General features: G+C 51.3%; 15 protein-coding genes and 1 tRNA gene. 7 read left to right on the top strand and 9 right to left on the bottom strand.

Annotated elements, in window-relative coordinates; translation table 11 throughout:
• The 5 genes from NAI64_RS08915 to NAI64_RS08895 all read left to right on the top strand — a co-directional run.
• The coding region (locus NAI64_RS08915) for an FtsX-like permease family protein (RefSeq protein ID WP_269299759.1) at positions 1-495 on the top strand (495 nt) is incomplete at its 5' end.
• The gene (locus NAI64_RS08910) at positions 486-1,910 is read left to right on the top strand and encodes a TolC family protein (RefSeq protein ID WP_269299757.1); all 1,425 of its coding nucleotides are present in this window, start codon (positions 486-488) and stop codon (positions 1,908-1,910) included. The genes NAI64_RS08915 and NAI64_RS08910, both read left to right, overlap by 10 nt.
• Positions 1,911-2,048: 138 nt before the next feature.
• A complete protein-coding gene (locus tag NAI64_RS08905) occupies positions 2,049-2,702 on the top strand; it encodes a protein-L-isoaspartate O-methyltransferase family protein (protein WP_269299755.1) in 654 nt (217 codons plus the stop codon).
• Positions 2,703-2,739: 37 nt separating this feature from the next.
• Positions 2,740-4,044 (top strand): TolC family outer membrane protein, encoded by a 1,305-nt coding sequence (locus NAI64_RS08900; protein ID WP_269299753.1) that lies wholly within the window; start codon positions 2,740-2,742, stop codon positions 4,042-4,044.
• A gap of 80 nt (positions 4,045-4,124) precedes the next feature.
• Positions 4,125-4,200: transfer RNA gene (locus tag NAI64_RS08895), tRNA-His, on the top strand.
• Between the two features lie 43 nt (positions 4,201-4,243).
• Here NAI64_RS08895 and NAI64_RS08890 read toward each other — a convergent pair.
• From NAI64_RS08890 to NAI64_RS08850, 9 genes are all read right to left on the bottom strand, one after another.
• Positions 4,244-4,975 carry an ABC transporter ATP-binding protein gene (locus tag NAI64_RS08890; RefSeq protein WP_269299751.1) on the bottom strand — a complete coding sequence of 244 codons (732 nt, stop codon included), beginning with the start codon at positions 4,973-4,975 and terminating at the stop codon, positions 4,244-4,246.
• Entirely contained in the window at positions 4,975-6,186 is a 1,212-nt protein-coding gene (locus NAI64_RS08885) for an ABC transporter permease (RefSeq protein ID WP_269299749.1), read from the bottom strand. Before NAI64_RS08885 ends, NAI64_RS08890 begins: the two co-directional genes overlap by 1 nt.
• Positions 6,187-6,203: 17 nt before the next feature.
• Positions 6,204-6,641, bottom strand: a complete 438-nt coding sequence (locus NAI64_RS08880) for a DUF4418 family protein (RefSeq protein ID WP_269299747.1) — start codon at positions 6,639-6,641, stop codon at positions 6,204-6,206.
• Positions 6,642-6,652: 11 nt separating this feature from the next.
• The gene (locus NAI64_RS08875) at positions 6,653-7,357 is read right to left on the bottom strand and encodes an ABC transporter ATP-binding protein (RefSeq protein ID WP_269299745.1); all 705 of its coding nucleotides are present in this window, start codon (positions 7,355-7,357) and stop codon (positions 6,653-6,655) included.
• A 2-nt stretch (positions 7,358-7,359) separates the two neighbouring features.
• Positions 7,360-8,433, bottom strand: coding sequence for an ABC transporter permease (locus NAI64_RS08870; RefSeq protein WP_269299743.1), 1,074 nt, complete (start codon positions 8,431-8,433; stop codon positions 7,360-7,362).
• Positions 8,434-8,513: 80 nt separating this feature from the next.
• Entirely contained in the window at positions 8,514-9,803 is a 1,290-nt protein-coding gene (locus tag NAI64_RS08865; protein WP_269299741.1) for an ABC transporter permease, read from the bottom strand.
• A 9-nt stretch (positions 9,804-9,812) separates the two neighbouring features.
• A complete protein-coding gene (locus NAI64_RS08860; RefSeq protein ID WP_269299739.1) occupies positions 9,813-11,060 on the bottom strand; it encodes a DUF2318 domain-containing protein in 1,248 nt (415 codons plus the stop codon).
• Between the two features lie 119 nt (positions 11,061-11,179).
• Positions 11,180-11,734: an iron transporter gene (locus tag NAI64_RS08855; RefSeq protein ID WP_269299737.1), complete on the bottom strand. Its 555-nt coding sequence runs from the start codon at positions 11,732-11,734 to the stop codon at positions 11,180-11,182.
• A gap of 229 nt (positions 11,735-11,963) precedes the next feature.
• Positions 11,964-13,220 (bottom strand): 6-phosphofructokinase, encoded by a 1,257-nt coding sequence (locus tag NAI64_RS08850; protein WP_269299733.1) that lies wholly within the window; start codon positions 13,218-13,220, stop codon positions 11,964-11,966.
• A gap of 49 nt (positions 13,221-13,269) precedes the next feature.
• Here NAI64_RS08850 and NAI64_RS08845 point away from each other — a divergent pair, with 49 nt between their 5' ends.
• Both NAI64_RS08845 and NAI64_RS08840 read left to right on the top strand, forming a co-directional pair.
• Positions 13,270-14,346, top strand: a complete 1,077-nt coding sequence (locus tag NAI64_RS08845; RefSeq protein ID WP_331282625.1) for a pseudouridine synthase — start codon at positions 13,270-13,272, stop codon at positions 14,344-14,346.
• A gap of 24 nt (positions 14,347-14,370) precedes the next feature.
• Positions 14,371-15,080, top strand: a 710-nt coding sequence (locus NAI64_RS08840; protein ID WP_269299731.1) for a fused MFS/spermidine synthase, incomplete at its 3' end; no start/stop codon positions are given.

The raw sequence follows: 15,080 nt of genomic DNA, 5'->3' as shown, positions 1-15,080 counted from the left end.
GCTGCCGAAAAAAACATCATCCGTTTTCTGACAGTCAAGCACGGCAAGGAAGACTTCTTCACCGTCAATACCGACAGCATCCGCCAGACCATCGAAAGCACAACTGGAACCATGCGCCTGCTGATTTCCTGTATTGCACTGATTTCGCTGGTTGTCGGCGGCATTGGCGTCATGAACATCATGCTGGTTTCAGTGACGGAACGAACCCGCGAAATCGGTATCCGGATGGCTGTCGGGGCTCGCAGAAGCAGCGTATTGCAACAATTCCTGATCGAAGCCGTCCTGATCTGCATCATCGGTGGTCTCATCGGCATACTGTTCGCCTTTGGCATCGGGCTGTTTTTCAGCATGTTCGTCCAGACATTTACCCTGTCCTATTCCGCTGCCTCGATTATTCTGGCTCTGGTCTGTTCAACCCTGATTGGCGTCATTTTCGGCTACATCCCAGCACGTAACGCCTCTCGCCTCAATCCGGTGGATGCCTTATGCGACTGATTCCCTCGATCCTGTTATGCCTTGCCGTTGCAGGCTGTGCCACACAAACCGCAACGATCCCCGATACCGGAATCATTCCGCAGCAAACCATCGCCGCCGGATTCCGTGTCGACCACGAATGGTGGAAAGCCTACGGGGATGACACGCTCAACCATATCGTCGAACTGGCGCTTTTGAACAATACCGACCTGAAAAAAAGCGCCATCACGATGAACAAGGCCTTGTATGAAGCCAATTTGCTCGGTCAGGAACTCGTTCCCGAATTTTCAGGCGTGACCGGTGCCTCATCCACAACGAACACCAAGGCCGGTCAGACAACGCACAATTACATGGCCGAACTGGGCGTCAGTTATGAACTGGACTTGTGGCGGAAACTGAGCAATGCCGCCTCTGCCCAGGAATGGGAATACTATGCCACCCGCGAAGACCTTGAAACGGTACGACTGACCCTGATCAATAACGTCGTCGACTGCTATTTCCATCTGGTCTATCTGAATCAGGCCATCGCGCTGACCGAAGAAAACATCCGGTTTTACACTGAACTTTTGCAGATCATCAACAACAAATATACTGCCGGAAAAGTGGACTCGCTGGAACCATTGACTGCTGAACAATCCCTGCTGGCTTCCAAAAACAGCCTCATGACGCTTGAAACCAGTCGAAAAACCATCGAACAGACTCTGCGCAACCTCATGAATCTGAGACCTGAAGACCGGCTCGACATCGCATCCGCCGACATTCTCACCATTCCGCTGACCCACGTCGATCTGAATGTGCCGGTCGCCGCACTGGGACTCAGACCGGACGTCAAGGCCGCCGAATACCGGATACAGTCTGCATTCCTTGACTGGGAATCAGTCAAGGCCAGCGTATATCCCAGTGTCACGATCGGAAGTACCCTGAGTGTCTCGTCCGACCAGTCCAGCAGCATGTTCAACATCCCGTTTCTGGCCGGTACCGTACAGATCAATCTGCCGTTTCTGCAATGGAACAAGATCAAATGGAACATCAAGATTTCGGAAGCAGATTTTGAAAACGCCAAACTGAATCTGGTTTCCGCAGTCAACACGGCACTGAACGAAGTGGATACCTATTACTATTCCTACCGGAAGTCTCTTTCCCTGCTTGAAAACGTCAACCGCAAATACGATACAGATGCACAAATCAGTCTTTACAATCAGCGACGTTATGAAGCCGGTTCCTACGAACTGAAAGAATGGCTGGATGCGAAATGCGTGGAAAACCAGTCACGGCTGACCCTGCTGGAAACCAAATACAATACGATCAATTACGAAAATGCCATCTACAAGGCACTGGGCGCACGGCTGACCGGCAATCCGCAACCGCAGCAAGCCGTACCACAGGTGCCGGCCATATCGTCTGAACAACCCGCACAACCGGCACAAGCCTCCTGATCCCTGCAAAATGTCTCCGTCCTGATTGCGCAAGAACAAAATCAGGACGGAATTTGCCATATTCGATACAAACAGCCGTGCCTGCCCGACGGCTTTTGCTAAAATGTTCTTGTTCATGAACCGATAAAAACCGATCCCATGCGTACCGCGCGCGCCAACATGATTGAAAACCAGATCCGTGCCGGAGGTGTTCACCTCCAGAGCGTGTTCGATGCGCTGGACGCCATTTGCAGGGAAGATTTCGTACCATCATCCTGCCGCGCTTACGCTTATGCCGACATGGAAATCCCGTTGCCATGCAACGAAAACATGCTTGCACCGTTGACCGAAGCACGCATTTTGCAGGCAGCCGACATCCACCGTAACGACAATGTACTCGAAATCGGCAGCGGTTCCGGTTACATGGCAGCTCTTCTCTCACATGGTGCGCAACATGTCACGACCCTGGAAATCGAACCGTTGCTAGCCGAAATGGCAGCAAACAATCTGGCGCGATACGGTATCGGCAATGTCACCGTCATATGTGAAAACGGTTTTTTACCTGAACGCTGCGTACCTGAACATCCGTTTGACGTGATCGTATTGTCGGGCGCCGTTTCGGTCATGCCCGAATCGTTTGTCCGGCATTTGTCACCGAATGGCCGAATGTTGTTCTTTCTCGCAGAAAATTCATGTTGCAGGGCCTGTCTGTTACAGAAAATTCCGGACCATGAACCGGATATCAGGCTATTATTTGATACATTCGCAAAACCGTTGAGGGAGCAGCCTACGTATTCACGCTTCCGTTTTTGAACTGGATTGAATACCGTCCGATTATCTTGGAGCAAGCATGCACTACCGCCCTGTCCTATCCATTATTGCCGGTTGTCTTCTTACCGCCAATGTAATGGCCGCCGATCTCATGCAAACCTATATGGAAGCCCTGGCCAACGATCCACAATATGCCAGTGCCCGCGCCGCCCTGATGGCCGGTCAGGAAAAAAGCGTTCAGGGACTTTCCAGACTGTTGCCGAACCTGAGCGCATCCGGTGGTTATGGACGGAATTACATGGAAGATCTGGATTATTCGGAAAACAAATACACGATCGCCCTGACACAACCGATATTCAACTGGGCTGATTTCCAGAACTATGCCAACAGCAAACTCGAGGTTTCCATCAGCGAGGCACAATTCGCGCAAGCGCAACAGGATCTGATGGTACGCGTGGCACAGGCATACTTCGACATTCTGGCTGCTGAAGATGTCCTGACATTCGCACGTGCACAAAAAGCGGCGGTCAGCGAACAGCTCGAGCTGGCAAAACGCAGTTTTGAAGTCGGCACCGTCACCATCACCGATACGCATGAAGCCCAGGCACGTTACAACCTGGCGGAAGCAGATGAAATCGCCGCCATCAATGATCTTGAAGTCAAGCGCACAGCTCTGGAACAAATCATCGGTCATCCGCCAGGCATCCTTGATCCTCTCAAAAAGGACATCAAGCTCAGCGCACCGGAACCGAACGTGATGTCCAACTGGGTCAGTTCTGCCGAACAACAGAATTATCAGGTCATCCAGTACCGGCTTTCCCATGAAATGGCACGCCGCAACATCGAAATCAGCAAGGCGGGACATTATCCGACTGTCGATCTGGTCGCTTCGTACAATCATACCAATCGCGATCAATACATCATCGACAGCAATGGCGGCATTCGTGACTACAACACTTCCAAGATGGTCGGTATCCAGTGGAATATGCCGCTCTTTTCCGGTTTCGGCGTTACCAGCAAGGTCAAGGAATCCGTGGCGCTCGAAGACAAGGCACGCAACGATCTGGAAGCATCCAGACGCAATGCGGCGCAACAGGCACGGCAATCGTATCTCAGTGTCAATAGCGGTTTGTCGCAAGTCCGGGCGCTGGAGGCCGCGGAAGTCGCCAGCCTGTCATCTCTCGAGTCCAACAAGCTGGGTTATGAAGTCGGTGTGCGCATCAACATCGACGTGCTCAATGCCGAACAACAGGTTTTCATGACTCGCCGTGATCTCACACAAGCCCGGAACAATACCATCGTCCAGGGACTGCGCCTGAAACAGGCCGCCGGTATCCTCAACGAAGAAGATCTCAAACGGGTCAATCTGCTGTTGAAGAAATAGGAATCTTGCCATATCCTTTGAATTACCGTATAATTTCAAGTCTTGTAAGTTGTTCGGTTCAAGTGGCCGTGCAACCAATGGTGGAAGTAGCTCAGTTGGTAGAGTCCAGGATTGTGATTCCTGTTGTCGTGGGTTCGAGCCCCATCTTCCACCCCACCAGTCAAAAAAGCCCGAATGATGATCATTCGGGCTTTTGCTTTTACACCGTCGCTCCCGGAAACGACAATTCCGAAACCAGATCTTCCCTGTTCAGTCTATCGGACGACAGTTCACGCAAACGGCCGTCACACATCAGACAGATGCGCCTGTCGAAACTGATGACGTCCAGTTCATGCGTAACCAGCAACACCGTCGTACCACCGGCATGAATACGGTCCAATAACGACATCATCATCCTTGCAGACGCGACATCCAGATCGGCGGTCGGTTCATCGGCCACCAGTATTTTGGGAGAATTGATCAAGGCACGCGCAATCGCCGCACGGCGCCTCTCACCACCGGAAAGCTGTGACGGGTACATATCCCGCAAATGACCGATCCCGGCCGCATTCAACAAATAATCCGCCCGTCCAGTAATATCATCACGGCTGTTGACCGAAAGATAATAAGGCAACCTGACATTATCCATTACCGAAAAATTGTCCAGCAAACTGTTTCCCTGTGGGACATACCCGATCCATGTGTTACGCATCATGGACATCTTCCTGTCATCCAGTCCCGCAAGATGACGTCCCATCAGAACAATATCACCCTGTTGGGGAGTCAACAGCCCCGTCACCAGATTCAGCAAAGTCGTTTTGCCGCTCCCCGAACGACCGACAATCTGGACAAAATCCCTCTCTCCGACCTCAAGATTCACACCATCGACCGCAGTGAACCTTGTGTCTCCACGCTCAAAATACCGGGTCAATCCGTGGATTTTCAACACCATCAGATTCCTCTCAGCGCAAAAGAAATATCACTGCGGTTCAACCGCCAGACACAGTACAGACAGGAAAGCGGACCGATTGCTGCTGCGGCAATCAGACAAAGCAAACCCGTTATGCCAATTGAACCGGCAGAAGGCATCACAAAAGGTAATTTGACCAGCAATCCGATCAGCGTACTGAACGGAAACAACACCAACGCAGCAACACACAAACCACACAACGCACCAGCCACGCTGATCATGAGGGACTCCATCATCAAAATACGATGAATCTTCCCTCTGGACGCTCCAAAAATCCGCAACAAACTGAATTCCCGCTTCCGCTCGTTGACAATCATGGAAAAAACCAGCGCCATCACACCCAGCGCCGTCACCCACAGCAAACCGGCCATACCGTAAGCCACATATGAAAAAGCGTTCAGACGCAACGCGATTTCACTGAACATGTTTTTCGTCATGACCATATCCAGGTTATAGATAGCGGCATAGCGGAACAGGATGTCATTGGCGACACGGCGAGGATCGAAACCTGGCTTGACATGGACCATCATGGTCGAAACGACAGGATGATTTTCCTTTACCGCAAAAAGCGGTGCAATTTCCAGTTTGGAAATCATTTGACGCGCCGTTTCATGCGTCACGAAAACCGATGTATCGAATCCCATGCCGGTATTGTCCAGTCTGGCGGCGATACGGTACGGTTTGCCGAAAAACGTAATACGTTCTCCCACCTTGCCCGTCACTTTATGCCCGACAATCACCTCGTCTCCTTTCAACGCCATATGCAACGTCCCCTCGATCCATGGCTGGATAACCCTGTCGGACGCAGGATCGAAACCGATCAGTTGCACCGGAACGGAACAACATGCCGCCTGCAACGATGCGATGAAAATCTGTGATGAGACATTTTCGACACCCGGAAACGCGCGGATCTTTTCTTCCAGTGTCTGATCGAGATAGAACGTACCGGGTTCTCCGCGCAACAGTGCGCTTTGCAACTGCTTGTCGTACCCGTAAGGCACGACCATCAGATCGGCGCCAAGCCTTTCCGACATACTTTCCATACCGTTTCTTATGCATCCAGACAATACGGAACCGCAAAACAGGACGAAAGTGAATAACGCAACCACCAGAATCTGTCCCCAGGTTCTGAAAGGCTTGCGCCGGATATTCTCAAAAGCGATCCGGTTTGTCGTCAACGGTCTTTTCTTCATATCCGTGTTTCCGCCTATCATGACCGCACTGTGAAACCGGACGTATTTTTGCGCCACAAATACACCGTATTTCCGATCCCCGCCAATACAAGCAATACACCGATCACCAGCGTCGCAGGCAACATCCCCATACGGCACGGCATCACATCCGGATCACAAACGCCGATCAGAACCGTCGGAACGGCCATCGCCAACATGGCCGTCAGCATGACGACGATACCCAGCGCCTGCCGCGCGGCGACCGCTTGCATCACACCCAGCGAAATACCTTCACATGCGATCAGCACTCCCAATCCTGCGATCATTTGTGACGACCAATGGCATTTCATGGGAACCATGGTGCCTGAAACCAGTGTCAGCATGGCATGACACGGAGGCAACAGAAATTTCACGGTAACAGCCAGCAATACACCGAGTCCTGTCACGACAGATGCAACCAATATCCTGTTCCACATCCTTTTCCCCCCTAGATTCCATACAACTGTGAAACCGCAGCACGGTTTTCCTTGGATTCCGACCACTTCACGATGCGACCATGTTCCAGCACGATATGTCTTTCGGCATGAGCGGCCACTTCCAGCGAATGTGTGACCATAATGATTGAACTGCCTTCGTCATGAAGCTGCCGGAAAATATCCATGACGATTTCTTCATTTTCTCCATCGAGATTTCCGGTCGGTTCATCAGCCAGAATCAGTCTGGGATAATTGATCAATGCACGTGCGATGCAAACCCGCTGCTGTTCGCCACCTGAAAGCTGACTGGGCAAATGGCGCGCACGCTGGCCGAGTCCGACCCGTTCGAGCGCCGCCATCGCTTCACGCTCGTCGACCATGCTGTGGTAATACTGTGCCATCATCACGTTTTCCAGCGCCGTCAGATACGAAATCAAATGAAACTGCTGGAAAATCAGCCCGATCTTGTCACGCCGGATGGCAGTCAGCTCACGCATCGTGGCCGTCGTCACATCCTGACCGTCCAGAACGACTTTTCCGAAAGACGGTTTGTCCATGCAACCGATAATATTCATCAGTGTCGTCTTGCCGGAGCCGGATGGCCCCATGATCGCCAGCCACTCCCCTTCCCTAACGTTCAGATCGATCGCCGTCAGGGCGTTGACCATACCGTACACCATCGATACCTGTTGCAATTCGAGAATATGCTTTCCCATCCTCATTCACCTCGCAAAACAAGGGCAGGTTCGATCGACACCGCTCGCCGCACCGGTAACATGCATGCCAGCACTGTCACCACAACCGACAATGCAAGCGTCATGACAATCACGGATGGAATAACGGAAACCGAACGCCCGAATACACTGAAACTGACTGCAAGCGCAAAAAAATATCCGATGACACAACCCAGACATCCGCCGGCCACGCCCAATACAAGGCCGGTTCCCATAAATTCGGCAACGATCGTGCCGTTTTCAGCACCGACCGCCTTTTTCAGCCCGATTTCCTTACGCCTTTCCATTACCATCGCCATCATCGTTGTCGCCACGCATATCATGGTCAGCGACAACACGATGCCCGTGACCAGATAGACGAGAGCCTGCAATTTTTCCAGCACGACCGTTTCCGAATGCGTAATGCGTTTGACCAGACGCGGCACCAACGTCGGAAAATCCTGTCCGATTTGTTCCAGATATTGCGCCAGCACATCTCCGGTGGCGGCGACACTCAATTCCATAATCTGCATCTCATCGTTGCCGTTCATCAATTCGTTCAACAACGGCAACGCGACAAACAAAAAACCGTCTTCCTTGCCGCCTGTTTGTACAATGCCGGCAATCGTCAGTTTCAGCCTGAACCGTTCTCCATCCTGATCTTTTCCCGCCAAATCGACGACATCGCCCGGCTTGAGCAAAGCCATCCCGGCAACGTCGCGACCGATCAGTATTTCATCTTCATCGATCGGCAATCTTCCCGTAATCTGCCAGTAGGGACGCGTTTTCATGACCTGCGAAAAATCGGTGCCCGCAACCGTCAATGGCAAACGATTCATCGTCAGCGACTCATAACGCCAGGGTGCCGCACCTATCAGACGTTCTTCAGGAATCCGTCTCAAGGCTTCCGACACCGTCCGCGCCCCCAGAAAGGTCTTGCCTTCCGACGGCACGAAAATCATATTGGCGCCATAAGAGCGCAATTCTCGCCCCATTTGTTCCGGAATATCCCGATACACCGTCATCATGCCCATCAGTACAGCAGCGCCAATCGCGACAGCCAAGAATGCCGTCAACATCCTGCTCTTCTGTCGAACAAGCGAACTCGAGAGCATTTTGAAAAAAAGTGCCTGCTTTGCGGAAAACATCGTTTTTCACCTCACCTGCCATGCAAAACACGTGTCGGTTCCAGCGAGAGCAACATGCGCAACGCAGGCAAACTGCCGAAAACGGACACCGCTATCACGATCAGCACGATAATCGGAATCACCCAGACATTCAGTGCAATACTGACGCCGAACACGGTATGACCGACGATTTGCGCCAGTCCAAGGCCCGCGACGTAACCCAAAATTCCGCCGATCGACGACATGGCAAGCACTTCCGCCAGAACCAGAAACGATACCGCAGCATTCGTCGCACCGACCGCCTTCATCAAACCGATTTCCGTATTCCGTTCCATCACATTCATGGAAACCAGATTGGAAATCGCCAGCGCCGAACAGGCCAGACTCAACACCGTCAACAGCAACATCAGCAATTTGACCTTGCCCAGAATCACCCCTTCCGATTCCGAAACCTGCAAAAGCGGTTTGGCCTTCACATTTCCCAGCACTTCCTCGATCTGATAGGCAATCGCACTGATATAGGCCGTGCAATACCAGGTGTCCCATTCCTTGCGCGACAAGCTGTTCGGATCTTCGGCCGCACGACGCGACAATTCATTGTCAGGTGTAGTCAACGCACTCACTTCGACACGCTGCACCATACCGGCAAGACCTGTCATTTCCTGAACCAGCCGCAATGGAACGAATAACTGCTCATCTTCAGGCCCGCCACTGAAAAACGTGCCGCGCACTTTGACCCAGATATCACGCCGTCCGTCTGAAGATGCCACCCTCAGCCTGTCGCCGCGACTGATACGGAGCCGTTTCGCCAGTACGCTGCCGACCATGGCGCCATCCGGTACCGATTCGCTCGCCCATTCACCGGAAACATCCCACCAGGCTTTCATGTGGCGCATGCCTGTTTCGATCGTATCCCCCGTCGGTAACGAAAGACGCTTCTCGAACCATGTTCCCACCATTACGGCAGGAATACCCGATTCACCGACGCTAACCTCATGTTCCAGATATGGCACGAAATCGACGATATTGTTCGCCCAGAAAATGGTTTTCATTTTCCCCAGCTCATCCTCTGCGATGAACCGGTCCGTCACGCCCGCGCCACTGTCTATCCCGTAAAGCTCCCCCAGCAAGGACGCTCCACGCGGCACCACATTCAGGTTGGCGCCATAGGTTTTCAGCTCCTGACTGATTTTGCTCTCCACGTCCATGACGACATTGAGCATTGCTGTCGCAAGCGAGATCCCCAGCGCCATCGTCAGCGCGATCATCAACACCTTTCTTTTCTGACGCCGCAACGCACTCACCAGCATTCCGGAAAACATGTCTTACCCTCACTCAAAACGATGCACTTCCGCTTCCAGATCAGCCGTATCGATCACGATTTTTCCATCGGAGATTTCATGTGCAAGTGGTACAGGATTGCAGCCACCCGGCATACCGATCGTTCCGATATTCATGACGACATCACACAGAATGCACACCACCTGCCCATCACGCTCGTAATAACCACTCGGCCCGCAAATGTCGCATGCATCCAGCGCCACGCCGTATGCAGACTCACTTTTCCGGATGATGATGTAACGCATTTGCGTACCGTTTTCCGCCGTATAGGCAAAACGGTGCAAATGTCCGTCGTTGACGGTATCCAGTCCGATTTCGATTTTCCGTCCGCTGGCGGCCAGTTCGACGGGAGGCGACAATTCCACCGTCCGGTTCGCCATCCAGTTACATGCCGTCATGACGAATACTGCCAGAGCGACCGAAACCAGACCGGAAAAATTCCAACGCATCCTGTTCCTTACCTGTGCCTTTTTTTTACGAACGACTGCCGGATTTTCACCGGAAAACACAACTTTCCTGCACGACACGATGCTGTACACCGCGCTACAACCAACTGCCAGCAACAAGGCCCCGACAGGAACAAACTCGTATTCCAGCAAAAACAGCAATAACTCCATGAGGACATCCGACTGCATCAAAGCACTGCGCAACATCACGATCCTGAACAGCTGTATAAACTGCCACAAAGCGAAAAATGCCAGCCATAGCGATACCGTACGTCGCGCCTGTACCTGGGACATTCCGGATATCATCCGTGATACCACCCAGCCACCGGCCAGCGACAAGGCCAGAGCCAGCGCATAACCGATGGTCTTGAACAGCACTTCCGCATGGAAAGGATCATCAAAACCTACAGCGAATTCCGATGGATACAAAAACAGATCCGGCAATGCATACGACAAACATGCCGCCACTGCACAGAAATACACCCATCTGCCCGCACCTTCTTTTGATACACGACACACCACGGACTGCGAACGCGAGCAGAAAAACCATATACTTTCAGCCACCATCGCAACAGCCAGACAGGCAAGATTGAAATACTCACGAACAAAAAAATTTGTCGTCAGACGCAATACCGCAGCAAGCACTGCGATTGTCAACGCACACGAAAACGCACCGACGAACATGTGCTTTCGCCGTCCGTCATCCTGGTGCCCCCAGACTCCATATAGCCCACCTGACAGCACACAAGCCGGAAACAGCGCCATTACCACTTCAACAAGATACTGCAGCATACCTGTAACTGAAAAAGCATCCGTCGACTTTCACCTTCCGGCAAACATACAACGGCATAACGATCATCTGCTTACAAAAAATGCATGGAAGCGGTTTTACGCTTTCATGCATTTGCGCATTACCAGACTCTGGGCACGTAATTGAAATCCCAGCTGACTTCGATCGGCTTTTTCCAGAAACGGCCTGTCACGCCAGTCGCCTTGTCCACATGCAACAAATAACCCTGTTTTTCGGGATTGTCGATAATGAACGTCACCTTGTATTTACCGGGACCATCCAGTTTCACATTATTGCCGTAATGCGGTCCATCACTGGCACTCATCGGCATGAACGTACCCTTGATCGTCTTGCCGCCTTCTTTCGTAATCTCATATTTCACCGTCAGGTACGGTACAAAACTGCCTGCCTCGTAACCCAGCTGATTATCTTTTGCGGCCTTGATATCCGCCTCCAGATGCATGTCTGCTTTCGCTGCAGGCAGTCCGCCCATACCCAACGGCTCCATATCGACCGGCTGGAAATACACCGCCCCGATTTCCAATGGACCAACGACTTTTTCCGGACCAATCGGAAATTCCTCAAATTCGGCGGCCATCACCGACGGTGCAGCAGCAAATGAAGCTCCGGCCAGAGCAAAAATCGCGAGTTTTTTAGCAAGACTACCTGTATTCATATCGTTCTCCAATAAACGTTCTGTCTGTGTGACAATGTCAAAAATTGATCTGAACAAAAAGTACCATCCAAATGAGAATGATAATGAGAATCTATCGCATTTAAAATGCAGTGTCAAATCCGTTGCCACAAAGAAAAAGTGCCTGTGCTTTACACACAGGCACTTTTGACAGCCGAACCTCGTCTGGCAATCTCTTGCCGTCAAGCGAAGGATATATCAGTCACCCCGTTTATATCTCCTTGTGGAAGGCAGCCAGCTTTCGCGATACCAGTCTGTTTTGCAGGGTCACATATTCCGGCAGCCCATTCCGGCAAGGTGGAAAATTCTCGCCCTGAATCAGTGGATACAAATACTGTTTGCATTCTTCCGTAACACCGAATCCATCCTCGCTGATAAAACCTTGAGGCATCAGTTTTTCGACATTGGCGACATCTTTCAGATCAGCCTTCCCGATCCTGTAACGATAGGGAACATCACTTAACCGCTCGATCGTCGGCATCACGGAATTATGTCCCTGCAATGCCAGTTCAACGGCTGCACATCCCAGTTCATAGGCCTGTTCCACATCGATAGCCGACGCGATATGGCGTGCCGAACGTTGCAGATAATTGGCAACAGCCCAATGAAACGGATGTCCGAGTTTTGCGCGTATCAGGTTGGCGATCACCGGTGCTGCACCGCCAAGATGGGCATGTCCAAACGCATCGCGCGCACCCTGATCGGAAAGAAAACGGCCATCCGGATAGCGGCAACCTTCCGAAACGACAACCGTACAGTATCCAAAACGCCGCACATTTTCATCGACTTGTGAAAGAAACGCCTTTTCATCGAAAGGTCGTTCCGGAAACAGTACGACAACCGGAATTCCTTGATCCGCTACCAGCCCACCTGCAGCGGCAATCCAGCCTGCATGACGCCCCATGACTTCCAGCACGAATACGCGTGTCGATGTCCTGCACATCGAACGAACATCCAGTGACGCTTCCAATGTCGAAATCGCAATATATTTCGCTACTGATCCGAAACCGGGACAACAATCCGTCAGCGGTAAATCATTGTCGATCGTTTTCGGGATATGAATGGCCTGAACGGGATATCCCATCAAAGTCGAAAAACGGGATATCTTGTAACAAGTATCAGCAGAATCACCTCCGCCGTTATAAAAGAAATAGCCGATATCGTGTGCCTTGAATACATCAAGCAAACGTTCAAACTCGCCCCTGTCTTTTTCAGGATCGGCAAGTTTATAGCGGCATGAACCAAACGCGCCACCTGGTGTGTAACGCAAAGCCGCGATATCTTCCCGTGTTTCATGTCCAGTATCTATCAATTCTTCCGTCAGTGCACCGACAATACCGTTTTTACCGGCGAAAACCGTTCCGATCTTGTCCGGATATTTGCGCGCAGTCTCGATAACACCGCATGCCGAAGCATTGATTACCGCTGTCACACCGCCGGATTGTGCATAAAAAGCATTCCTGACCATCCTTCCCCTCCATCACCACATCATTTTCCCTGTAGCAGATCAGCATATTGTGTATTTTTCGAGCACACATTGCCTGAACCACCAGTTAGGCCGTGTAATCCATCAATCCATACAAAATGATTTAAAATTTCCATATTTCAAGGAAAACAACGGCAAATCCATCTCTGTGTATTTCATGACCCTCGCGCCGCGACCTCACAAAAAACCCGAACTACCATCCCGAAACGGAGTCACCGCCAGCCAGGTATCCTTGCCGAAAGGTACATGGCAGACCTATGAAGATTTTCTTGCCGAAAGGTTTCCTGCTCTCACGAAAACCGAATGGCATCAACGTATTATAGAAGGTGATGTACTCGACTCAAATGGCGAGCCTCTTTTGCCTGAGAGTACCTACCGCCCCGGTCAGACACTCTATTATTACCGTTATATCGCCAATGAAACACCCATCCCGTTTCAGGAAACCATCTTGTATCAGGATGAATGGATCGTCGTTGCTGACAAGCCGCATTTTCTTCCTGTCACGCCTTCGGGACGTTACCTGCAAGAAACCTTGCTGGTCAGGCTTCGGCGAAAGCTCGGGATCGACACACTGACGCCGATGCATCGCATTGATCGTGAAACGGCAGGACTTGTCCTTTTTTCCGTCAAACCTGAAAGCAGAGACCGCTATCAGCGTCTGTTCAGAGAAAACTTCGTCAGCAAACATTACGAAGCAATCGCACCATACCGAATGGATATCGCGCTGCCGTTACGCTACAAAAGCCGCATCGTCCAGAGTGATGCCTTCATGCGTATGGAAACCGTCGAAGGGAAACACAATGCTGAAACTGAAATCCGCCTTCTTCGACAATCCGATGGCTTCGCCCATTATCATCTGAAACCAGTTACAGGTCGAAAACATCAGCTTCGTATTCAGCTGTGTACGCTTGGCATCCCCATCGTCAACGACCGGATCTATCCTGTCCATTATCCGGAAGCGCTTACACAGGCAATGCAAGAAGAAGAATACCGTCATCCCTTGCAACTTGTTGCCAAATCCATCCGGTTTACCGACCCATTCACCGGAGAAACACGCCACTTTGAAAGTGAATATTCTGTCGATTTCGGTTCGGTCATGCACATATGATCGCGCCACACCCTCCAGTACATCATGAAAAAACAACCTGTACCTGTCAACAAACACCGATTTCCCGAAGTCACATTGTCAGAATTTCGCGGCATATTGTATATGCACCTCGGTACCGACTGGATACAGGGTGCAATGCGACTGGCAAAACCCAATACCATCGTACTGGATTATGTCCAGCACATGATGATGTGGATGCTGTTCAGACATACGGCAAAACATATCGTACAACTCGGACTGGGCAGCGCCGCACTGACAAAATTTTGCTACCACAACTTTCCGGAAGCAAAAGTTACTGCAGTCGAGTTTAATCCCAACGTGATCAATATCTGCAGAAGCACCTTTCATCTGCCTCCGGACGACAATCGACTGACCGTACTGGAAGCAGATGCCGCTCTGTATATCGAATCCATGAAACGCCGCAAAGCTATCGATGTACTCCAGATCGACCTGTACGATGAAAATGCTGCCGCACCGGTTTTCGACTCACTGGAGTTTTACCAAAGCTGTGCCGACGCTCTGACACCAGACGGCATGATGACCGTCAACATATTCGGCGATGCTTCAGACAGACAAAAAAGTATCAGGGCCATGCAAGACTGTTTCGAATCCGTTATCTGGACAATCGTGGAAGAAGAACAGAACATGGTAGTACTCTGTGGCAATTCGCTTGAAGCGGTCCTTTTCGACGAATTGAAAAAGCGCAGCGAACAAATCAGAAAAACTTATGGCCT

The organism is Oxalobacter paeniformigenes (genome assembly GCF_027158465.1).
GTDB lineage: Bacteria > Pseudomonadota > Gammaproteobacteria > Burkholderiales > Burkholderiaceae_D > Oxalobacter > Oxalobacter paeniformigenes.
The sequence above is the reverse complement of the archived record's forward strand: the minus strand, read 5'-3'. Positions and strand labels throughout refer to the sequence as shown.

Bases quoted from the DNA above. Each gene is read 5' to 3' on its own strand.
- NAI64_RS08890 (WP_269299751.1), bottom strand. From the start codon at position 4,975: ATGGTGTTGAAAATCCACGGATTGACCCGGTATTTTGAGCGTGGAGAC.
- NAI64_RS08870 (WP_269299743.1), bottom strand. From the start codon at position 8,433: ATGTTGACGGCATTCTTGGCTGTCGCGATTGGCGCTGCTGTACTGATG.
- NAI64_RS08850 (WP_269299733.1), bottom strand. From the start codon at position 13,220: ATGGTCAGGAATGCTTTTTATGCACAATCCGGCGGTGTGACAGCGGTA.
- NAI64_RS08860 (WP_269299739.1), bottom strand. From the start codon at position 11,060: ATGCTGCAGTATCTTGTTGAAGTGGTAATGGCGCTGTTTCCGGCTTGT.
- NAI64_RS08885 (WP_269299749.1), bottom strand. From the start codon at position 6,186: ATGAAGAAAAGACCGTTGACGACAAACCGGATCGCTTTTGAGAATATC.
- NAI64_RS08865 (WP_269299741.1), bottom strand. From the start codon at position 9,803: ATGTTTTCCGGAATGCTGGTGAGTGCGTTGCGGCGTCAGAAAAGAAAG.
- NAI64_RS08880 (WP_269299747.1), bottom strand. From the start codon at position 6,641: ATGTGGAACAGGATATTGGTTGCATCTGTCGTGACAGGACTCGGTGTA.
- NAI64_RS08855 (WP_269299737.1), bottom strand. From the start codon at position 11,734: ATGAATACAGGTAGTCTTGCTAAAAAACTCGCGATTTTTGCTCTGGCC.
- NAI64_RS08910 (WP_269299757.1), top strand. From the start codon at position 486: ATGCGACTGATTCCCTCGATCCTGTTATGCCTTGCCGTTGCAGGCTGT.
- NAI64_RS08905 (WP_269299755.1), top strand. From the start codon at position 2,049: ATGCGTACCGCGCGCGCCAACATGATTGAAAACCAGATCCGTGCCGGA.
- NAI64_RS08900 (WP_269299753.1), top strand. From the start codon at position 2,740: ATGCACTACCGCCCTGTCCTATCCATTATTGCCGGTTGTCTTCTTACC.
- NAI64_RS08875 (WP_269299745.1), bottom strand. From the start codon at position 7,357: ATGGGAAAGCATATTCTCGAATTGCAACAGGTATCGATGGTGTACGGT.